Raw genomic sequence first — 19213 nt, 5'->3', positions numbered from 1 at the left:
ATGTCGCCCAAAAGTGGGAACCGGTTTTGGGACAACGACATGGATAAAACAGGGTGATCACGAATAGAGAATTCGCGTAACGCAAAGTGCGTCTTTTACCTACCCAAGGCCGCATTTCAGGATTAACCATATGGCGATGGACGCGCGGGATTCGACCGGTACGGCTGGGCAGATGCCAGTGGTGGTTGCACGTTCGCATGACCGCTGCGCTGTGAGCCGTCTAAGAGCCACGTTGCGCCTGTCCGCCCTCTCCGTCCTCATCCTCGCAACTTTGTTTGCCGGCGGTTTCGGTTGGTTCGCCAACAAGGTCAGTCACCTGACGACGCCCGCCAATCCGGCCAGGGCAGACGCGATCATCGTCTTGACCGGCGGCCAGTCCCGCCTCGATGCCGCGATGGATCTGCTGGCGTCCGGCAAGGGCGAACGGCTGCTGATCAGCGGCGTGCATCCTTCGGCCAGCCGTCGCCAGCTGCAGGCGGCAACCGGCGGCGACAAGAATCTGTTCTCCTGTTGCGTCGACATCGACCGCGCCGCGCTCGACACGATCGGCAATGCCGAGGAAAGCGCCAAATGGGTCGAGAGCCACGCCTATGGCACGGTGATCCTCGTCACCAACAATTATCATATGCCGCGCAGCCTGCTGGAAATGGGCAGGCTGCTGCATGGCGCCAAGCTCGAGCCCTATCCGGTGGTCAATTCCAACCTCGACAATGGCGGCTGGCTGACCAAGCCGCGGGCATTGCGCGTGCTGTTCACCGAATACAACAAATATCTGCTTGCGCTGGCGCGCGGCATCGTGCCTGTCAAGCCGACGCCCAACGGCATCGCGCTGGCCGAAACCGCGGCCGGCGGCTGATTATTCCCCTGCGGCCGCGCCCGAATTTCCCCTGAGCCGTGCGATCTCCTGCTCAAGGCGTTCGATACGCTTGTCCCGCTCGCCGAGTGCCGCCGCGACGTCGGCTGCCTCGAACCGTTGTGGAATATGCTGCGGGCAGTTGGCATCCCAGGCCGAGACCGTGAACAGGACGACCTGCTCGGGGCGCGCTCCGTAGCCTTGCGGCATCAGCTTCGCCATCAGCTCGGCGTCACTCTCGACGACCCGCGCCGTGCCCCAGATCTTGATGCGCTGGCGGTGCATATAGTCGATCAGGAACAGGAACGCCCTTGGATTGTCGGCCAGATTGCCCTGCGTGATGAACTGCCGGTTGCCGGAAAAATCCGCGAAGCCGATCGTATGTTCATCCAGCACCTTGAGGAAGCCGGCCGGCCCGCCGCGATGCTGGACATAGGGCTGCCCTTCGCGGTTGGCGGTCGACAGGAAGACGCTGGTCTGCATTTCGATGAAGGCGGCAAGGTCCGTGGTGATGCCGGCCTGCCAGCCGCCACGCTCCTCGACGCGGGCATAGGACTGACGTGAGCCCTTGCGGGCCTGGATCGCCTTGACGGTCGGCGTGAAGGCGACGTCGCTGGTGAAAGCATGTGCGTTCATCGAAAGCTTCCTTGCGGCAAGATGCTAAAGCCCGAGCTCCGACAATGTCGGGTGGTCGTCCGGCCGCCGGCCGAGCGGCCAGTGATACTTACGATCGGCCTCGCCGATCGGCAGGTCGTTGATGCTGGCGATGCGCAGACGCATCAGCCCCTGTTCGTCGAATTCCCAGTTCTCGTTGCCGTAGCTGCGGAACCATGAACCGCTGTCGTCGCGCCATTCGTAGGCGAAACGCACGGCGATGCGGTTGCCGTGGAAGGCCCAGACCTCCTTGATCAGCCGGTAGTCGAGCTCGCGGCTCCATTTGCGCGTCAGGAAGGCCTGGATGGCGTCGCGGCCTTGCAGGAATTCGGCGCGGTTGCGCCAGCGGCTGTCCTTTGTATAGGCGAGCGCGACCCGCGCTGGATCGCGTGAATTCCAGGCATCCTCGGCCATGCGCGCCTTCTGCGCTGCGGTCTCGGCGGTAAACGGCGGCAGCGGCGGGCGGGCTTCGGACATGGCAACTCCTGTGCGAGGCCATGCTGCAGGCAGGGCCGACAGACTGGAATATAAGCCTTCCATCATTCAAAGGCAGGTGGCATATTCGTAACTTGTCCTTCCATTTTTCGGAAGAAGCTATGGATCGTCTCGAGGCCATGTCGCTCTTTGTCGCCGCGGTGGAGGCCGGCAGCCTTTCCGCGGCCAGCCGCCGTTTTGGCATTCCGCTGGCGACGGTCAGCCGCAAGATTTCCGATCTCGAGCGCCATCTGAACACACGCCTCCTGAATCGTTCGACGCGACGGCTGACACCGACCGATGCCGGCCAGGCCTATCTTGCCGCCTGCCGCCGCATCCTGGACGACGTCGGCGAGGCCGAACGCACGGCCGCCGGCGAATACAGTGTTCCGACCGGCGAACTGGCCATCACCGCGCCGGTCGTCTTTGGCCGCCTGCACGTGCTGCCGGTCGTCACCGGCTTTCTCGCCGCCTATCCCGACGTGGACATCCGCCTGACATTGGCCGATCGCATAACCCAGTTGGTCGAGGACCATTTCGATCTCGCCATCCGCATCGGCCGATTGCCCGATTCGAGCCTGGTCGCCATCGGCGTCGGCGCGATCCGCCGCGTCGTCTGCGCCAGCCCGGCCTATCTGGCCGAACACGGCACGCCAACAACCCCGGAGGATCTGGAAACACACGATTGCATCACCTTCGAGGGGCTCGCCTCCGCCGCCAGTTGGAGCTTCATCAAGGGCAAGGCCGAAATCCCGGTTCGGGTCCGCTCGCGGCTTCAGGTCAACACCGCCGAAGCGGCCATCGATGCCGCGATTGCCGGCGTCGGGCTGACGCGTGTGCTTTCCTACCAGATCGAAGCCGCGCTGCGGTCCGGCGCGCTGCGCGTCCTGCTGCAGGAATTCGAGCCGGCGCCATGGCCGGTAAGCCTGGTGCATGCGGGCCATGGCCTGCTGCCGGTCAAGCTGCGCGCCTTCCTCGATTTTGCCGCTCCGCGCCTGAAGGCGCGGCTGGCGCGGCTGATGTAGCGGAACCAGGCCAACCCATCGGTGGCCGTTCTTCGTCGCCACCCAAAGCGCCCTGCGGCCATTTCCTTTTTTCCCGCGCTTGGTGTAACCAACGCTCACCTCCTCACCGGGCTCCCCCAATGCTCTACATCAGATCGCTGACGTTCAATTTCGTCTTCTACGTCAACCTGATCGTCCAGATGATCCTCTGGACCCCCTACTATTTCCTGTCGCCCCGGCACCGCGCCTGGTTCGTGCCGAAATTCTGGTCGCGCACCTCGATGTGGCTTTACGAAAAGATCGCCGGAACGAAGAACGAGATCACCGGCCGGGAAAACCTGCCCGAAGGCTCCTTCATCCTGGCACCAAAGCACCAGTCGTTCTGGGACGCGATCGCCTTCTTCCCCTTCCTTCAGGACCCGCTCTACATCCTCAAGCGCGAGCTGACCTGGATCCCGTTCTTCGGCTGGTACATCATGAAGATGCGCATGATCCCGGTTCATCGCGGCAGCCGTTCGAAAGCACTGAAGGCCGTGGTCGCCGCGACCAAGGAAGAGATGGCGCGCAACCCTCGCCAGCTCATCATCTACCCCGAAGGGACAAGACGCGCGCCGGGCGACGAACCGGCCTACAAATACGGCATCGTCGAAATCTACACGCAGCTTGGTGTTCCGGTGGTGCCGGTTGCCCATGTCGCCGGCCTCTATTGGCCGCGCCGCAAATTCCTGCGCTATCCCGGCACCATCAAGGCGCGTTTCCTACCGCCGATCCCACCGGGACTGAGCAAGGACGAATTCATGGCCCGGCTGATCGGCGAGACCGAAGCTGCCTGCGACCAGTTCCTGATGGATGCGGCGCGCGGCCCGAACCCGCCTGCCTTGCCGCCGACAGCGGCGAAAAGGCTGCAAGAGCTGGACAACGCCGCAAGAACCAAAGTCTGAACCGGAAGTCTCCGGCCGGCAGTTCTCAGCCGAACACCGCCAGCGCGGTGGTCAACACCAGCGTCACGGCAAAGATCAGATTGATGATCCGCGAGGCCGCCGGCCGGCGCAGGAAGCGCGCGAACCCAGCCCCCGCGACAAGCCACAGAGCGTGGATGGCAACGATCATCAGGGCGAGAACCGCCAGCTTCAGCCATAGACCAGGCTCAGTGGCGCCCTGTTTGGACGAAGCACCGGCGAACACGGCGGCGATCGCCACATAGGCCTTTGGATTGGCGACCGCGAGAAGAAATCCAGCCAGCCATGTGGGACGCGAAGTCTCGGCGGCGCGCGCGGCCAGCGGCGGCGCCGTAGCGATCTTGAAGGCGAGATAGAGGATGTAGGCCGCGGAAGCCAAAGCCAGCAACGGCGCCAGCTTCGGCATCGAGGTGAGCACTGCCATGACCCCGGTCGCGACAACCAAAAGCACGGCGATCGTGCCCAGGATGATTCCCCAGGCATAGCCCAGGGAATGGCGCAAACCGAAGGCGGCACCAACGGCGGTGACGCTTATCGTTGCCGGCCCCGGGCTGCCCATGACGACGGCGGAGGCAAGCACGAGCGCGCACAACTGGCGCCAAAGATCCGGCTGCAAAAGAAGCGGCTCAGTCATCTCACCCTCTGTCTTGCCCCGTGCGAAGGAGGCTATGGCAAGACAAGAGGGTCGTCTTGGACGTTCGTGCGAGGAGCGGCCGCCGAAACTTCAGTCGCTCGCTTTGTCGAGTTCGGCCATGTCGGCGGCGCTCAGCTTCAGCGACGCCGCCTTGATCAGGCTGTCCATCTGCTCGGGCTTGGTGGCGCTGGCGATCGGCGCGGTGACGCCCGGCCGAGCGATCACCCAGGCAAGCGCGACTTCCGCCTGCTTGGCCGAATGCCTTGATGACACCGCGTCGAGTGCCGCAAGGATGCGCATGCCGCGCGCATTGAGATAGTCCTTCACGCCGCCGCCACGCGGGCTTTGGCCGAGATCGGCCTCGCTGCGGTATTTGCCGCTGAGGAAACCTTTGGCCAGGCTGAAATAGGTGATGACGCCGATGTCCTCGGCCACGCACAGATCGCGCAACGGCCCGTCAAAGGATGAGCGATCGTAAAGATTGTATTCCGGCTGCAGCACCTCGTAGCGCGGCAGACTGCGCAGGCTCGCCACATCGAGTGCCGCACGCAACTGGCCGGCGTCGAGGTTAGAGCACCCGGCATAGCGAATCTTGCCCTTGGCGAGCAGCTTCTCGTAGGCGCCAAGCGTTTCCTCATAGGGCGTCGCAGGATCCGGCCAATGCGACAGATAGAGATCGATGAATTCGGTCTGCAGCCGCTTCAACGATGCGTCGACGGCCTTTTCGATGTAGGCGGCGGACAGGTCCTTGTGCCCCTGTCCCATATCCGAACCGACCTTGGTGATCACCACGACCTTGTCGCGATTGCCACGGTCTTTCATCCATTTACCGATGATGGTTTCCGATTCGCCGCCCTTGTGGCCTGGAACCCAGCGCGAATAGGCGTCCGCCGTATCGATGGCGTTGAGGCCGGCGCCGACGAAGCGGTCGAGCAGGTCGAACGAGGTTTTCTCGTCGGCAGTCCAGCCGAAGACGTTGCCGCCCAGAACCAGCGGCGCGATGGACAAGTCGGTGCGACCGAGATGACGTTTCTGCAAGGCGGATCTCCGGGATGATTGGGCGGGCAACTGGCGCCCGCGGGCTGAGGGTTGGAGCCTAACCTAGGTCTTGCCTGAACGAGGTCAAAGGCCTGGCGGCCTTTTTCCGCAGAGCCAGCTTCACAAAGGCGCGACCTGCAGCGCCACCTCTTCCAGCCAATGATCGCGAATGCCCAGCGCCTCGAGATGCTCCAGCGTGCTCAGCACATAGTCCTCGTTGTTGCCGGACTGGCCGACCGCACCGCGCACCACGGCCGCCGCATCTGCAGCGTCGAGCGCTCCGGCATATTGCTCGTGCTGGCGGTCGACAATGTAAACCACCGCGTCGACCGTACCGCCGCCGTCGAGGCGAACCTTGAGCAGACGCTCCAGATAGACATTGGTGACCAGCTCGCGCTCGCGCAGATAGGCCATAACCTCGTCGCGCAAGTCGCCGGGGACGCGGAATGCGAGGCCGACGCAGGACCCGCCACGATCGAGGCCGAGCACCAGCCCCGGCCGCTCGCGCGTGCCGCGATGCACGAAGGAATAGACGCAGAGCGAGCGCCGGTAGCCATGCAGGCGGGCACGCTGTGTTTCGACATGCGCGAATCCCGGCCGCCAGATCAGCGAGCCATAGCCAAACACCCAAAAATCGCCCATATCGCCGCGCCTGATTGCAAAAGATGCCAACACCGCACCCGGACCGGTGTTTTTTCCGCCCGTCCCGTCTAACTATACGTCTGTCCACCTGGCGGAATCGACTACCCGTCCGCAATACCCATGCGTTAACGAGAGCCAAAGCATGACGTCAAGTGACGAACGCCAGCCGAACAAACGTCGCCGCCTGATCTGGCTTGCAGCATTCATCGTCGTGCTGTTCGCCCTCTACAGCGGCGGCTGGTTCTATCTGGCTGACCGCGTCAGGAGCGAGGCCGACAAGGCGGTTGCCACGCTCAACAAGAATGGCGTCGAGGCCGGCTGCGCCAATCTCCAGGTCAGCGGCTATCCCTTGAGCTTTACTGTCTCCTGCGACAACCTCGCCTATGAGGACGATGCCAAGAACATTGCGGCCTCAGCCGGCAGTTTCAACGCAGCCGCCCAGATCATCCAGCCTCTGTCGCCGGTTGCCAATCTGCGCGGCCCGCTCAGGACCTCCGTTCCCGACATGGTGCCGCTGTGGATCGACTGGGACAATCTGCAGGCCAATTTCAAATTGTGGTGGCCGCTGCCGCGGCGGATTTCGCTGGAGGCAGAGGGCCTTTCCGGCCAAACCGATCCGGCCGATGATACCGATCCGGTGCAACTGTTCAGTGCCGGCAAGGCATCAGGTCAGTTGCAGCCCAACGGCGAGGATGTCGACTATCTCGGCAGTTTCGGCGATCTCGAGGTCGACCCCGACGCAATTGGAGGGCGCGTGCTTCCGGCGCTCGATGCCAGCGGCGACGTGACATTGAAGAACGGCGTCGCACTGATCGGCACGCGGGTGAAGAGCCTTCGTGGCCAGGCGATCGAAATCCGCAACCTTGACCTGTCGTCGGGGACGGCGCGCATCACCGTTTCGGGACCGCTCTCGGTCGATGCCGAGGGCCTGGTCAACGCCGACCTGATGATCAGGTTGAAGGACCCGAAAGCGGTGGCGGCCATCCTCGGCACCGCCATACCCGAGCAGAAAAGCCAGATCGAGCAGGGTTTTTCTGCCCTGGCGGTGCTCGGCAACGAACCGTCCATGCCGCTGAAGGTGGTCAGGGGCAAGGCCTCGCTCGGCTTCATTCCGCTGGGCAAGATCAAGCCGGTCGAATAGCTCAGCCATGGCAAAACCCGTGAAGCTGCTGAGCGTTGGCGCTTTGACGCTGGACACCATCCTGCGCGTCGAGACGCTGCCCATACATCAGGGCAAGTTCATGGCCTCCGACGGCGTCCAGATCGCCTCGGGCATGGCCACCAGCGCCGCCTGCGCTGCCTATCGCCTGGGCGCCGAAGTATCGCTGTGGGCGAGTGCCGGCGACGATGCCGTCGCCGACCAGCTCATCGCCGGCATAGAGGCCGAAGGCGTCGATTGCACCTTCGTGCGGCGCGTCAGAGGTGCCCGCTCGGCGCTGGCCTCCATCCTGGTCGACGCGCATGGCGAGCGCATCATCGTGCCGTTCTATGACAGGCTTGCCCAGGCCGATCCCGACGTCCTGCCGGTCGCCGACCTCATGGCATTCGATGCCGTTCTGGTCGATGTCCGCTGGCCGGGTGCGGCGGCACTCGCCCTGAAGGCGGCGCGCGCCATCGGCCGTCCGGCGATCCTCGATGCCGACACCGCGCCGCTGGAGGTCCTTGAGCAGTTGTTGCCGCTCGCTACGCACATCATCGCTTCGGAGCCGGCAGCGCGCATCGTCTGCGGCCAGGCGCTCGATCCGAAAACGGCTTGCGCCGATCTCGCCAGCCGCAGCGACGCTTTTGTCGCAGTGACAGGCGGCGCGGCGGGCAGTTGGTGGCACGACCGTCGCGCTGGCTGCGTGCGCCATGTCGCGGCGCCGAAAATCAAGGCGGTCGACACGCTCGCCGCCGGCGATGTTTTTCACGGCGCCTTCGCCGTCGGGCTGGCGGAAGCCATGCCGGTCGAGCAGGCTTTGCGGTTTGCCAGTGCGGCCGCGGCGCTCAAATGCCTGCGCTTCGGCGGCAGGCTTGGCGCGCCGAACCGAGCCGAGACGCTGGCCATGGTTGCGCAGACCTGGCCTGCCTGAGACAGACCTAGCCCTTCGCGGGGTGCTCGACCGCCTGACGGCCGAAATCGGGAACGTCGATGTCCTGGCCGGCTTCGATGATCGAGCGGCGCACGGCGCGGGTGCGGGTGAACAGGTCGAAGAGTTTTTCGCCGTCGCCCCAGCGGATTGCGCGCTGCAGCGACGCCAGATCTTCCGAGAACCGCGCCAGCATTTCGAGGATGGCGTCCTTGTTGTGCAGGCAGACATCCCGCCACATGGTCGGATCGGAGGCGGCAAGGCGGGTGAAGTCGCGGAAGCCGGAAGCCGAATATTTGATCACTTCGGATTTGGTCACCGACTGCAGATCATCGGCGGTGCCGACGATGTTGTAGGCGATGATGTGCGGCAGATGCGAGACGATGGCCAGCGTCATATCGTGATGCTGGGGATCCATCGTGTCGATGTTGGCGCCGCAGCGCCGCCAGAACTCCGACAGCCTCTCCAGCGCGTCCGGGTCGGTGTCGGGCAGCGGCGTGAAGATGCACCAGCGATTGTCGAACAGGTCGGCGAAACCGGCGTCGGGGCCGGATTTTTCTGTGCCCGCCAGCGGGTGGCCGGGAATGAAATGGACACCTTCAGGCACATAAGGCTGCATTTGCGCAATGACAGACGCCTTGGTCGAGCCGACATCGGTGAGGATCGCGCCCGGCTTCAGCGCCGACGCGATTTCCTCGGCAACCGCGCCGGACGAGCCGACCGGCACCGAAATGATGACCAGGTCGGCATCGCGGACAGCTTCTCTCGCATCGGTGCTATAGCTATCGCCCAGCCCAAGCTCCTCAGCCCGCGCCAGCGTCGCCGCACTGCGCGTTGATATGGCCACGTGACGGCCCAGCCCCTCGCGGCGGATGACGCGGGCCAGCGACGAGCCGATCAGGCCGATGCCGACCAGCGCGATCTTTTCAAACATCGGTGATGTCATGGTTTCTAGCTTTTCAGGAATGTCGTGAGAGCGGCGACAACGCCGCGATTGGCCTCTTCGGTACCGACGGTCATGCGCAGCGCGTTGGGAAAGCCATAGCCCGAAACGCGCCGCAATATATAGCCGCGCGCCGTCAGATAGTCGTCCGCCGCCGCTGCCGAATGTTTCTGGTCCTCGGGAAAATGAATGAGGATGAAATTGCCGACGCTGGGCGTCACCCGCAACCCAAGCTTTGTGAATTCCTCACTCAGCCAGGCCAGCCAGGTCTCGTTGTGCGCCACGCTGCGCTCGACATGGGCGCGATCGCGAATGGCGGCGATGCCGGCCTCGATCGCCGTCGCATTGACGTTGAAGGGGCCGCGTACGCGGTTGATGGCGTCGACGATGTGCATCGGCGCATACATCCAGCCGATCCGCGCCCCGCCAAGGCCGATCTTGGAGAAGGTCCGGGTCATCACCACGTTCTCTGCGCTGCCGACCAGTTCGATGCCGGCCTCATAGTCGTTGCGGCGGACATATTCGGCATAGGCCGCGTCGAGCACCAGAAGCACGTTCTTCGGCAGTGCGGCATGCAGACGCCGCACCTCCTGGAATGGCACATAGGTGCCGGTCGGATTGTTGGGATTGGCGAGGAACACGATCTTGGTGAGCGGCGTGACGGCGGCCAGGATGGCGTCGATATCGGCGCGCTCGTCTGTTTCCTTGATCGTCACCGGAACGGCGCCCGCCGACTGGATGTAGATCTTGTAGACCATGAAGGCGTGCTCGGTGATGACGGCCTCGTCGCCGGGCGCCAGATAGGTCTGCGCCAGCAGGCCGAGGATCTCGTCGGAGCCGTTGGAGCAGATGATGTTCTGCGGGTTGAGGCCATGCACCTCGGCGATCGCTTCGCGCAGCCGCCTGGCGGTGCCGTCGGGATAGATGTCGAGCTTGCCGGCAATCTCGCGCGCGGCTTCGATCGCCTTCGGCGAGGGCCCGAGCGGGTTCTCGTTGGAGGACAGCTTGTGGACCTTGGCGACGCCGGCAGGCGCCGTGCTCTTGCCCGGCACATAGGCGTCTATGTCCATGATGCCCGCGCGCGGGGTTGGACGTGCCTGGTCCGGTGTCTGGCTCATGTCGCAAAATCCGTCGAGAACGCTTCCTGAGGGAAGCCGCAGCGGAAATACAAGCCGTGGCCTGCAATGTCGAGAGGCGACAGCCTCCCGCCCAAGGCAGGCCGTTGACGCCGGCGCGCCACAGCCCTAGAAGGGGAGCGAACTTCCGTGGTGATTTGGCCGGTCGGCTTGCAGCCACGTTAAACAACTTGCTAAAGGGCCGTTTGCATCCTGTAACCGGCTTTGCGACCGCAATGCCGGTTTTTTGTTGTCCGCGCCGGCCGGACACCCGTATCGGCATCGACTTTCGACGAGTGCGATGCGTGGGCTCAAAGTGTGAGATGGATGTCATGGCCGTTCTGCGTGCCCGCAAAACCAACAACGAGGTCGACCAACCGTCGAGCCCGGTTTTGCGTTTTGGATCCGACAAGCCGCTCAAGCTGGACGCCGGTACGCTGCTGTCACCGTTCCAGATCGCCTACCAGACCTATGGCACGCTGAACGATGCCCGCTCCAACGCCATCCTCGTCTGCCATGCGCTGACCGGAGACCAGCACGTCGCCAGCACCAATCCGGTGACCGGCAAGCCTGGCTGGTGGGAAGTGCTGATCGGCCCCGGCAAGATCATCGACACCAATCGTTTCTTCGTCATCTGCTCCAACGTCATCGGCGGTTGCCTTGGCTCCACCGGCCCGGCCTCGACCAATCCCGCCACCGGCAAGCCCTATGGGCTTGACCTGCCGATCATCACCATCCGCGACATGGTGCGGGCACAGCAGATGCTGATCGACCATTTCGGCATCGAGAAACTATTCTGCGTGCTCGGCGGCTCGATGGGCGGCATGCAGGTGCTGGAATGGGCGTCGAGCTATCCGGAGCGCGTCTTCTCGGCACTGCCGATCGCCACCGGCGCGCGCCATTCCTCGCAGAACATCGCCTTTCATGAGGTTGGCCGGCAGGCTGTCATGGCCGATCCGGACTGGCATGGCGGCAAATATTTCGAGCACGGCAAACGCCCGGAAAAGGGCTTGGCGGTAGCGCGCATGGCCGCCCACATCACTTACCTGTCGGAAGCCGCCCTGCACCGCAAGTTCGGCCGCAATCTGCAGGATCGCGAAGCGCTGACCTTCGGCTTCGACGCCGACTTCCAGATCGAAAGCTATCTTCGGCACCAGGGCATGACCTTCGTCGATCGCTTCGACGCCAATTCCTACCTCTACATGACGCGGTCGATGGACTATTTCGACCTCGCCGCAGACCATGGCGGCCGGTTGGCCGATGCCTTCGCCGGCACGAAAACCCGCTTCTGCCTGGTGTCGTTCACCTCGGATTGGCTGTTCCCGACCGAGGAGAGCCGCTCGATCGTGCATGCGCTCAACGCCGCCGGCGCATCGGTATCCTTCGTCGAGATCGAGACCGACCGAGGCCACGACGCATTCCTGCTCGACGAGCCGGAACTGTTTGCCGCGATAAACGGCTTCATCGGCTCGGCGGCCCGGGCGAGAGGGCTGAGCGCATGATCTCGAAAAATTGCAGGCTTTTCCGATCGGGATCACGCGCCAGGCGGGAGGCGAAGCCATGAGCGTCAACCGCGACCAGCGCGTCGACCTCGAAGTCGTCGCCAACCTCATCCCGCCACAGTCGCGCGTGCTCGATGTCGGCTCGGGCGACGGCTCGCTGCTCGAACTGCTACAGGACACCAAGCAGGTCGACGGTCGTGGACTCGAGCTGTCGCAGCGCGGCGTCAACGAATGTGTGGCGCGCGGCCTCTCGGTCATCCAGGGCGACGCTGACAAGGATCTCGAATTCTATCCCGACAAGGGCTTTGACTTCGTCGTCCTGTCGCAGACGCTGCAGGCCACCCGCAACCCGAAGCTGGTGCTCGACGAACTGCTCAGGATCGGCAACCGCGCCATCGTCTCCTTCCCCAATTTCGGCCATTGGCGTGTGCGCCTGTCGCTGTTCCTCAACGGCCGCATGCCGGTGACCAAGGACCTGCCCTATTCCTGGTACGACACGCCCAACATCCACTTCTGCACCATCCGCGATTTCGTCAATCTGTGCGACGAACTCGGCGCGACAGTCGAGAAGGCAACCGCCCTCGACGCCGCCGGCCAGAAGATCGGCCTGTCGATGCCGTGGTGGTTCTGGAACTTCTTCGGCCAGCAGGCAGTGTTCTTGCTGAAACGGTAATTTCCGCACCGATCAAAGACCCGACTCGCCAAGCAACAGTGTGTTTGCCGCCGAGCAAAGTCGCCCTGTATGACGATCGCGAACCAGTGTAAATTGGCGTCGACTGTTTGACAGCGGGCTAGTGTGGCTATAGCCACACTGACGGCTCGGGGGGGCAAAAATGGTCGAAGAACGCGCAACCTTTTCACTCGTCGTCGAAATGGAGAATGCAAAATCGATCGACTGGGACGAGATCGGCGTTGGGATGAAGGCCTTGGCTCGGGAACTCTCATCGGTTTCAGCAACCGGTTCAGCGCGACCAAGGATCGTCATCTCTCACGGCGGAGCAGAGTCGGACAAAGAGGCGTTGCGTCGTGAGATTTCGAATGAGGCCCCGCAGCTCGGTCAGGTTGCCGAACTCGTCTTCACAGCTTTCCCTGGTGGCCGATATTACGACCTGAAGAACAACGGTATGCTGGCATCGGACGGAGATATCGTCATCTTTCTGGATTCCGACGTGGTCGCGGAACCAGGGTGGCTATCAGGACTGCTTGAACCCTTTGAAAACTCTGAAGTTATCTGCGCAAACGGATATACATACCTTTCATACGACGACTTCTTTTCAAGAACCTTTGCGTTGATCTGGTTTTTCCCGATGGCCCGTGGTGACGGGCGATTTGCCTCGAAGCGAGCGATCAACGCCAACAATGTAGCGTTTCGACGCGAGTGGATCCTCAGCCATCCTTTTCCAAAACATAACGGCTTCAAGGTTTCCTGCACTTTGCTGATGCGCGAACTGCTGCGGGAGGGCCACAAAATTCATAATGTCAACGCACGCGTTTATCACTATTCGCCGCGGGGCTGGCGGTTCTTTTACTGGCGCGCCCTGGTTACAGGTCGCGACGCCGACCGGAAGTTCGTTGCGCTCAATTCGCCGAGCCGCACGCGACGGATAGTCAAGTCCTTCAGCCGGTGGCTCACCATGTCATGGCGCACGACACGACGGATCGTAGGCCATGCCCGGGAAACCGGGATGCCGCTTTGGCAGGTTCCCTTTTCTCTGATTGTCGGTCAGGCATTTTATGGTTTGGCGTTTTGGGGCCAGTTCAGTTTCGCAACTGGCATGGTTCGCGACAAAATCGAAACGGTGCCAGACTATGTTGGGCATAGCTAGACGCTGTACCGCCATTCCTTGAACCGCAGTTCAGCGTCCAATTGATCCTTGATCCGGCGATTGCTCCAGAACATCCGTGGCCTTGTGCGGATGTTCGACGCCGTCGACGAACACCACATCGGCCTCCGAATTGTCCGTGCGCAGCGCCAGTATCGCTTGGTAGGCCGGCGAATTGTACCAGCCATGCACATGCTGCCTGTCGGGAAATTCTATGATGATCAGATGGCCAGGCCAGTCGTTCTCGATCGCCTCCACATCGCCGCCATGGACCAGAAAACGGCCGCCGAAAGGTTCCAGCGTGGCATCTATCCTATGCAGATATTCGACGATCTGCGGACCCATTGTGGCTTGGCGCATATGGGCGACGGCGTAAGCGGCCATGACTGAACTCCCTTGTCATCGAAGCCGAGTTGCCGGCCTCTGCATGGGCAATCTGACCAAAGGCCGAGCGCTAAGCGATTACGTCTGAGGTAATGAGATGTATGCTATCTGTCATGATGGGTTGCTTCCATGGTGATTCGTAATGCTATGTGCGGCGGTGCTGTTGCAATTGGAACGCTAAGAGCGGGGATTCGTTGTCTCGCCTGGATTGAGTACCGGCACGGTGGGTGACAGGGGCAGTCGTTTTTTATAGCGTCGCGCCGACTGTGATGTGGTGTAGAGAAAGGGAAGTCCAATCCATTCGACCGTTCTGAAAATCGAAAAGTCCTGGACAGACGCGCAACCCTGCGCAGGAAACAGCTGACAGACATGGCCGGGATCGATCCAGTACCTCTCATCACGGTCATTACGCCGACCCACAACCGACGCGAAACAGTGTTGCGCGCCGTGGAAAGCGTATTCTCCCAGAGCATGTCGAGGTTTGAGCACATTGTCGTCGACGATGGTTCGACCGATGGGACCGAAGCGGCGCTGGCCCGCATCCAGGACCCGCGGCTGATCTATGTCGGGGCGAAATGGCGAGGCGCCAACGCCGCCAGGAATGCCGGCATCGAGCGGGCGCGGGCACCGTTGGTGACGTTCCTCGATTCCGACGACATCTACTTGCCGCACCGGCTTGAACGAACCCTGACCTGGTTCGATGAAAATCCTGCACTGCAAGTGCTGATCAGTTCGTTCGTGTCCCTGAAGGGCAATCGCATCACAAACTGCGCCAACCCAGAGGCATTCGTGAGCCCCGCAATGCTTGAGCGGACGCTGGTTGGGCAGACCATCTTCATCGCCGGCTCCGCGATCACTGCTCGCCGTGAAGCCTTGCTGGCCATCGGCGGCTACGACAGCGACATCACCCGCATGCAGGATCGCGAATTGCTGCTGCGCCTTGCCCGGCGCTTCGGCGCGCAACTGTCCGAGGACCTCGACTGGACGAAATACAATTCGGAGAACTCGATTTCCGGCCGCCGTGACGGCTATGTCGAGGCCTATGCGAACTTGATGGGCAAACATCCTCATATTGCCCACGCCTACCCGCACATTCCGCCTTACATGATCTCGCGGCAGCTCATCGCCGATATCCTGCGAGGCAGGATACCGGAGGCATTCCAGGGCTATATGGCCAACCGATCGTCGAAAGCGCTTGGCTACTCGCTGCCGGAATTGATGCAAGGCTATGTCCATGGCCGACGCTGGCGCCGCGATCTCTCCAACGAGTTTCGCAACCAATGTGGCGCCCGGCTCGCCTGAACCCAGAGCAACTCCAGGAAAATCGTGGAACGGTTTTCCCTCCGGATTGCGTGAACCGCACTATCGAGAGCTCAGCGGTCAAGTTCGGGAAAATACGGATCCGATAAAAACCGCCTGTCCCGTTCGCCCTGCAGGCAGTCTATCGGCTTGGCCGCGTCGACGGGGGTGATTCTCGCCTTGTCCCGAATGCCGCTCACTTCGAGGATCAGCTTGCGCCGGATGGCTGTCGAAAACTCCGCGGCGGCATAGATGGGCAGCACGAAGGAACCGGGCCCGCCGGTCACGCACTGCGCGTAATACTGGTCGAGATGGCTGAAGGTGGGCGACGGGCTGATCAGGATCGGCAGGCCGTTGACGACGATGCCTTTGGCAGTCGCCGCATCACGCGTCGCGGTGACTGGCGGCCCGATATTGTTCGGTCCGTCGCCCGAAATGTCGATGACGCTACGTTCGCCCTGGAAAGACGTGCGGTCGAAAAGCTCGGCACCGAAGGCCAGCGCGCCGGAAATCGAAGTGCCGCGAAAGCTGCGGAACGGGCGCGCCGCGACCTCGTCGGCAAAGCTGTTGGCGCTCTCGGCACTATCGATGATCTGCCAGCCGATGACCGCGTCGTCGCGCACCGTGCCGGCCCACTCGAAATAGGTCAGCGCTATGCGGCCCGTGGCGCCGGCGCGGACAGCCTTGATGAAGTCGGGATGCCGCAGCGCCTCGACATAACCGGCGCGCTGCAGCGCGAACTCCTTCTCGTCCATCGACAGCGAGATGTCGACTGCCAGCACCAGCTCGACGTCGACGGCGAGCGCATCCCGCGGCGAGGCGGCGGGGGCAGCCTGGGCGCAGGCAAGACAGGCAAGCAGGCGCAGAGCATCAAGCATGGCCGTCGCCAGGTTGTTCTCCCGAAGAGCTTCCCTCGCGATCACGGCAAAATAAAGCTTTGCTTCCCCGTCCGGATATCAGGTCATTTCTTGCCGCGGGCGGCGACTGGCGGCGGTTCGATCGCGCCGGCTCTGACGCGGGCGGGCTTCAGCGCTGGCGCACCGGAATCCTTGACGATCGTCAACGCGCGCGGGAAGAAGTGGTCGTTGTGCTGGCCGCGCCCGATGTTGAGGATCGCTGTCGCCGGCAAACGCTTCTCGAGCATCGACAGCACGCGTCTTAGCGATGGGCCGTCGAATGCATCCAGCGCCTCGTCGATGATCACCCATTTCGGCTGCCGCAACGCGAGCCTGGCGAAGGCCAGCGAGCGCTGTTCGTCATCGCCCAACTCATGGTCCCAACGCCCGGCGCGGTCGAGCGATGAGGATAGCCGTCCCAGACCGACCTCGGCCAGCACCGCCGAAATGTCGGCATCGTCCGCCGGCGCGGGGCCGTTCGGGTGATCGAGGACTTCGCGCAATGTGCCGACCGGAAAATAAGGCACGCGCGGCACGAATATGGGGGTTTCTCCCGCCGGCAGGCCGATCCGGCCGCTTCCCCATGGCCACAGGCCGGCAATGGCACGAAAGAACAGCGTCTTGCCCGCACCGGGATCGCCGGTGATCATGACGCGCTCGCCGGGGCGGATTTCGACATGCGGGTCGGCGAGCCTGGTGCAGCCCTCCGGCGAGGCCACTTCGAGCTTCTCGAAAGTCAGGCTGCCACTGACGTTTTGGCCGAAGGCGATGCGCTTTTCGGTGTCGTGCAGCGCATCGGTTTCATCGAGCGCGATGCGGAAATCGGCCACGCGCATCAGCGTGGCGCGCCAATCGGCAATGCTGCCGATGTTGTTGATGAACCAGCGCAAGGAGGAGTGGACCTGGTTGAATGCGCCGACCGCCATCATCAGCCCGCCAAAGCTGATATCACCTGAGAAATAGACAGGCGAAGCAACCAGTATGGGCGCCACGACGGTGATCCAGCCATAGGTGTCGGTCACCCAGGACAGGTTGATCTGGGCGGTGTAGATGCGCCGCATGGCGCCCAGCACCGTGCCGAGATCGAGTTCGAGCCGCCGCCTGGCGTCGGCCTCGCCATGATACAACGCAATGGCATCGACATTCTCGTTGACGCGCACCATCGAGGAGCGCAGCTCGGCTTCGCGTGTATAGCGGTCGCTGTTCAGGCGGATGAGCGGCCGCCCGACCAGCCAACTCAGCCAGGAGGCGATACCGGCGTAAAGGATGGCGGCCCAGACCATGTAGCCAGGTATGGCCAGCGAGGTCCCGCCGATGTGGAACACGAAGCCCGAGGACAGCTCCCACAGCACGCCGACGAAGGACACGAGCAGGATGCACGACTGCAGCAGGCCGACGCCGAGATCGGTTGACAGATCGGACAGATGCGCGGCGTCCTGCTGCATGCGCTGGTCGGGATTGACGCCGATGGCGCCGGCATTGGCCAGACGGAAGGCGCGCGCCGGCCGCATCCATTGATCGATCAGATCCAGCGTCAGCGCCTCGCGCAGCTTGAGCCTGATCATCTGGTTGAGCCAGGTCTGGCCGATATTGAGCACCAGAAGTCCCCCGGCTATGGCCGCGAAGACGAGGAGCTGGTGCAAAAAGGCCGCCATGTCGCGGCGGGCAAGCGCATCGTAGAAAGGCTGGTTCCAGCGGTTGAGCAGAACCTGGCCGATCGACGTTGCGATGATCACGGCCATGATGCCGACCGATGTCCACAGCAACCATCTGCGAACCGGCGATCCCGCAAGCGCCCGCCGGATCGTCATCACCTGATCGTGCAGGCTGCTGGCCTCGACGGCCACGGCAACCGGCTGAACGGCGGCGGCATTGTCCGGTTGATCAGCCATGGCCGAGGTCCTTGCGTCAGTGCTGCAACCGGATGGAGAAACTTGACAGGCGTTCGTATGGGCTGCCGGATGGGCTGTCGGTCTGCTTGCGACAGATAGGCAGGGAAACGACGTCAGGCACGCTTGCCGCGATCACGAAGCCGTCACCCGCGCAGCCAAGGGCTTGGCATCCGCTTTGTGACGGCCAAGCCGGGTGGCGCCATGCGGCGACAGCACCGGCACGAAGACGCGGCGCGATGCGCGCTGCGCCACCGGCACGCCTTGATAGAGCCGCTTCTGCGCCTCGACCACGATGACCCCGGAAAAGATCGGCCACAGCCGCCGGCCGGCGCGCTCCAGTACATTGTGGAAGCGCATCATGAAACGGCGCCGCGATGGCGGAAAGAACAGCGCATCGGACCAAGCGGCGGGCGTGAAATTGGCCTCGCGCAGCAGTTCCGTAAGCTGGCCTCGCGAAAAGGGCCGGCCGTTGCCGAATGGGGTGTGCTCGAAGCGCGCCCAGACACCGCGCCGGTTGGGCACGACGATGACCACCCGGCCGGCCGGCGACAGCACGCGCCAGATCTCGTTCAGCGTCTCACGCGGGTTCTCGACATGTTCGAGCGAATGGACGAGCAGCATGCGGTCGATGCAGGAATCGACCAGCGGCAGTTCCTCGTCGAAGACCAGTGCCGTCGCCGTCGGCCCCGTCGCCGGCCACACCACCGCGCCTTGCGTTGCCGGCATGAAGGCGAAGACCCGCTCGGCGTCGCTGCCGAACCGCTCCAGCCACGGCAAGGTGTAGCCCAGACCAACCAGCCGCTCGTTGGGAACGGCCGCCCATATCGACGACAACGCCATGGTGATCGAACGCTCGGCGAACCGGCCGAGCGTTGTCGAATAGAACGAGCGAAGATCGACGATGTCGGAATGCATGGCAGGGATGTAGCCGTGATGTCGCCAGGTTTCAACAAAAGGCCGCGACGACCCGACATTCCGGGAATGTCATTCGACATCCGGGATGACATCGACCCGCAAGCGCCCTATGTCTGC

At 62.9% G+C, this 19213-nt stretch carries 20 protein-coding genes and 1 riboswitch; of the genes, 9 read left to right on the top strand and 11 right to left on the bottom strand.

Annotation, left to right across the window (positions count from 1 at the left end; genetic code table 11):
- The first annotated feature begins 130 nt into the window (after nucleotides 1-130).
- Nucleotides 131-856 (top strand): YdcF family protein, encoded by a 726-nt coding sequence (locus tag LB519_RS12570; RefSeq protein WP_063173153.1) that lies wholly within the window; start codon nucleotides 131-133, stop codon nucleotides 854-856.
- On the opposite strand, the gene LB519_RS12565 is transcribed toward LB519_RS12570, so the two are convergent.
- Nucleotides 857-1489, bottom strand: a complete 633-nt coding sequence (locus tag LB519_RS12565; RefSeq protein ID WP_224620165.1) for a pyridoxamine 5'-phosphate oxidase family protein — start codon at nucleotides 1487-1489, stop codon at nucleotides 857-859.
- Nucleotides 1490-1513: 24 nt separating this feature from the next.
- Complete coding sequence (locus tag LB519_RS12560) at nucleotides 1514-1984, bottom strand: DUF1348 family protein (protein ID WP_224620164.1); 471 nt, start codon at nucleotides 1982-1984, stop codon at nucleotides 1514-1516.
- 119 nt (nucleotides 1985-2103) lie between these two features.
- Here LB519_RS12560 and LB519_RS12555 point away from each other — a divergent pair, with 119 nt between their 5' ends.
- Both LB519_RS12555 and LB519_RS12550 read left to right on the top strand, forming a co-directional pair.
- Nucleotides 2104-3006, top strand: a complete 903-nt coding sequence (locus tag LB519_RS12555; protein WP_013529395.1) for a LysR family transcriptional regulator — start codon at nucleotides 2104-2106, stop codon at nucleotides 3004-3006.
- Between the two features lie 119 nt (nucleotides 3007-3125).
- Nucleotides 3126-3926, top strand: coding sequence for a lysophospholipid acyltransferase family protein (locus LB519_RS12550; protein ID WP_064993070.1), 801 nt, complete (start codon nucleotides 3126-3128; stop codon nucleotides 3924-3926).
- A gap of 25 nt (nucleotides 3927-3951) precedes the next feature.
- On the opposite strand, the gene LB519_RS12545 is transcribed toward LB519_RS12550, so the two are convergent.
- The 3 genes from LB519_RS12545 to LB519_RS12535 form a co-directional block, all read right to left on the bottom strand.
- Nucleotides 3952-4578, bottom strand: a complete 627-nt coding sequence (locus tag LB519_RS12545; RefSeq protein ID WP_063169095.1) for a LysE family translocator — start codon at nucleotides 4576-4578, stop codon at nucleotides 3952-3954.
- A 90-nt stretch (nucleotides 4579-4668) separates the two neighbouring features.
- Complete coding sequence (locus LB519_RS12540; RefSeq protein WP_224620163.1) at nucleotides 4669-5616, bottom strand: aldo/keto reductase; 948 nt, start codon at nucleotides 5614-5616, stop codon at nucleotides 4669-4671.
- 120 nt (nucleotides 5617-5736) lie between these two features.
- Nucleotides 5737-6258 (bottom strand): gamma-glutamylcyclotransferase, encoded by a 522-nt coding sequence (locus LB519_RS12535; RefSeq protein ID WP_013529391.1) that lies wholly within the window; start codon nucleotides 6256-6258, stop codon nucleotides 5737-5739.
- Nucleotides 6259-6400: 142 nt separating this feature from the next.
- Here LB519_RS12535 and LB519_RS12530 point away from each other — a divergent pair, with 142 nt between their 5' ends.
- Together LB519_RS12530 and LB519_RS12525 are read left to right on the top strand one after the other, a co-directional pair.
- Nucleotides 6401-7399: a DUF2125 domain-containing protein gene (locus LB519_RS12530; RefSeq protein ID WP_224620162.1), complete on the top strand. Its 999-nt coding sequence runs from the start codon at nucleotides 6401-6403 to the stop codon at nucleotides 7397-7399.
- 7 nt (nucleotides 7400-7406) lie between these two features.
- The gene (locus tag LB519_RS12525) at nucleotides 7407-8330 is read left to right on the top strand and encodes a sugar kinase (protein WP_224620161.1); all 924 of its coding nucleotides are present in this window, start codon (nucleotides 7407-7409) and stop codon (nucleotides 8328-8330) included.
- Nucleotides 8331-8337: 7 nt separating this feature from the next.
- Here LB519_RS12525 and LB519_RS12520 read toward each other — a convergent pair whose 3' ends face one another.
- Nucleotides 8338-9273, bottom strand: coding sequence for a prephenate/arogenate dehydrogenase family protein (locus LB519_RS12520; protein ID WP_224620160.1), 936 nt, complete (start codon nucleotides 9271-9273; stop codon nucleotides 8338-8340).
- A 5-nt stretch (nucleotides 9274-9278) separates the two neighbouring features.
- The gene (gene hisC, locus LB519_RS12515) at nucleotides 9279-10388 is read right to left on the bottom strand and encodes a histidinol-phosphate transaminase (RefSeq protein WP_224620159.1); all 1110 of its coding nucleotides are present in this window, start codon (nucleotides 10386-10388) and stop codon (nucleotides 9279-9281) included.
- Nucleotides 10389-10525: 137 nt separating this feature from the next.
- Nucleotides 10526-10603: riboswitch (SAM riboswitch) on the top strand.
- A gap of 114 nt (nucleotides 10604-10717) precedes the next feature.
- Between hisC and metX the strand changes: the two genes are divergently transcribed.
- The 3 genes from metX (at nucleotide 10718) to LB519_RS12500 (ending at nucleotide 13713) form a co-directional block, all read left to right on the top strand.
- Nucleotides 10718-11887, top strand: a complete 1170-nt coding sequence (gene metX / locus LB519_RS12510) for a homoserine O-acetyltransferase MetX (protein ID WP_013529386.1) — start codon at nucleotides 10718-10720, stop codon at nucleotides 11885-11887.
- A 58-nt stretch (nucleotides 11888-11945) separates the two neighbouring features.
- Nucleotides 11946-12560: a methionine biosynthesis protein MetW gene (gene metW, locus LB519_RS12505; protein ID WP_013529385.1), complete on the top strand. Its 615-nt coding sequence runs from the start codon at nucleotides 11946-11948 to the stop codon at nucleotides 12558-12560.
- 160 nt (nucleotides 12561-12720) lie between these two features.
- Nucleotides 12721-13713: a glycosyltransferase family 2 protein gene (locus LB519_RS12500; protein WP_224620158.1), complete on the top strand. Its 993-nt coding sequence runs from the start codon at nucleotides 12721-12723 to the stop codon at nucleotides 13711-13713.
- Nucleotides 13714-13743: 30 nt separating this feature from the next.
- Here the strand turns inward: LB519_RS12500 and LB519_RS12495 are convergent, their stop codons facing one another.
- Nucleotides 13744-14094, bottom strand: a complete 351-nt coding sequence (locus LB519_RS12495) for a DUF1330 domain-containing protein (RefSeq protein WP_063173160.1) — start codon at nucleotides 14092-14094, stop codon at nucleotides 13744-13746.
- Between the two features lie 369 nt (nucleotides 14095-14463).
- Between LB519_RS12495 and LB519_RS12490 the strand changes: the two genes are divergently transcribed.
- Nucleotides 14464-15396 (top strand): glycosyltransferase family 2 protein, encoded by a 933-nt coding sequence (locus LB519_RS12490; protein WP_013529382.1) that lies wholly within the window; start codon nucleotides 14464-14466, stop codon nucleotides 15394-15396.
- A 71-nt stretch (nucleotides 15397-15467) separates the two neighbouring features.
- Here the strand turns inward: LB519_RS12490 and LB519_RS12485 are convergent, their stop codons facing one another.
- The 3 genes from LB519_RS12485 to LB519_RS12475 all read right to left on the bottom strand — a co-directional run bounded on the left by LB519_RS12485 (nucleotide 15468) and on the right by LB519_RS12475 (nucleotide 19096).
- Nucleotides 15468-16271, bottom strand: coding sequence for a DUF1194 domain-containing protein (locus LB519_RS12485; protein ID WP_063169101.1), 804 nt, complete (start codon nucleotides 16269-16271; stop codon nucleotides 15468-15470).
- An 83-nt stretch (nucleotides 16272-16354) separates the two neighbouring features.
- Entirely contained in the window at nucleotides 16355-18181 is a 1827-nt protein-coding gene (locus LB519_RS12480; protein WP_027162917.1) for an ABC transporter ATP-binding protein/permease, read from the bottom strand.
- A gap of 132 nt (nucleotides 18182-18313) precedes the next feature.
- Nucleotides 18314-19096, bottom strand: coding sequence for a class I SAM-dependent methyltransferase (locus LB519_RS12475; protein WP_013529379.1), 783 nt, complete (start codon nucleotides 19094-19096; stop codon nucleotides 18314-18316).
- Nucleotides 19097-19213 lie beyond the last annotated feature (117 nt).

It is taken from the genome of Mesorhizobium sp. AD1-1, from assembly GCF_020164655.1.
GTDB lineage: Bacteria > Pseudomonadota > Alphaproteobacteria > Rhizobiales > Rhizobiaceae > Mesorhizobium > Mesorhizobium ciceri.
The sequence above is the reverse complement of the archived record's forward strand: the minus strand, read 5'-3'. Positions and strand labels throughout refer to the sequence as shown.

What these genes read in the sequence shown, in the direction of transcription:
- LB519_RS12570 (WP_063173153.1), top strand. Translation starts at nt 131, where the DNA reads ATGGCGATGGACGCGCGGGATTCGACCGGTACGGCTGGGCAGATGCCA.
- LB519_RS12565 (WP_224620165.1), bottom strand. Translation starts at nt 1,489, where the DNA reads ATGAACGCACATGCTTTCACCAGCGACGTCGCCTTCACGCCGACCGTC.
- LB519_RS12560 (WP_224620164.1), bottom strand. Translation starts at nt 1,984, where the DNA reads ATGTCCGAAGCCCGCCCGCCGCTGCCGCCGTTTACCGCCGAGACCGCA.
- LB519_RS12555 (WP_013529395.1), top strand. Translation starts at nt 2,104, where the DNA reads ATGGATCGTCTCGAGGCCATGTCGCTCTTTGTCGCCGCGGTGGAGGCC.
- LB519_RS12550 (WP_064993070.1), top strand. Translation starts at nt 3,126, where the DNA reads ATGCTCTACATCAGATCGCTGACGTTCAATTTCGTCTTCTACGTCAAC.
- LB519_RS12545 (WP_063169095.1), bottom strand. Translation starts at nt 4,578, where the DNA reads ATGACTGAGCCGCTTCTTTTGCAGCCGGATCTTTGGCGCCAGTTGTGC.
- LB519_RS12535 (WP_013529391.1), bottom strand. Translation starts at nt 6,258, where the DNA reads ATGGGCGATTTTTGGGTGTTTGGCTATGGCTCGCTGATCTGGCGGCCG.
- LB519_RS12530 (WP_224620162.1), top strand. Translation starts at nt 6,401, where the DNA reads ATGACGTCAAGTGACGAACGCCAGCCGAACAAACGTCGCCGCCTGATC.
- LB519_RS12525 (WP_224620161.1), top strand. Translation starts at nt 7,407, where the DNA reads ATGGCAAAACCCGTGAAGCTGCTGAGCGTTGGCGCTTTGACGCTGGAC.
- LB519_RS12520 (WP_224620160.1), bottom strand. Translation starts at nt 9,273, where the DNA reads ATGACATCACCGATGTTTGAAAAGATCGCGCTGGTCGGCATCGGCCTG.
- hisC (WP_224620159.1), bottom strand. Translation starts at nt 10,388, where the DNA reads ATGAGCCAGACACCGGACCAGGCACGTCCAACCCCGCGCGCGGGCATC.
- metX (WP_013529386.1), top strand. Translation starts at nt 10,718, where the DNA reads ATGGCCGTTCTGCGTGCCCGCAAAACCAACAACGAGGTCGACCAACCG.
- metW (WP_013529385.1), top strand. Translation starts at nt 11,946, where the DNA reads ATGAGCGTCAACCGCGACCAGCGCGTCGACCTCGAAGTCGTCGCCAAC.
- LB519_RS12500 (WP_224620158.1), top strand. Translation starts at nt 12,721, where the DNA reads ATGGTCGAAGAACGCGCAACCTTTTCACTCGTCGTCGAAATGGAGAAT.
- LB519_RS12495 (WP_063173160.1), bottom strand. Translation starts at nt 14,094, where the DNA reads ATGGCCGCTTACGCCGTCGCCCATATGCGCCAAGCCACAATGGGTCCG.
- LB519_RS12490 (WP_013529382.1), top strand. Translation starts at nt 14,464, where the DNA reads ATGGCCGGGATCGATCCAGTACCTCTCATCACGGTCATTACGCCGACC.
- LB519_RS12485 (WP_063169101.1), bottom strand. Translation starts at nt 16,271, where the DNA reads ATGCTTGATGCTCTGCGCCTGCTTGCCTGTCTTGCCTGCGCCCAGGCT.
- LB519_RS12480 (WP_027162917.1), bottom strand. Translation starts at nt 18,181, where the DNA reads ATGGCTGATCAACCGGACAATGCCGCCGCCGTTCAGCCGGTTGCCGTG.
- LB519_RS12475 (WP_013529379.1), bottom strand. Translation starts at nt 19,096, where the DNA reads ATGCATTCCGACATCGTCGATCTTCGCTCGTTCTATTCGACAACGCTC.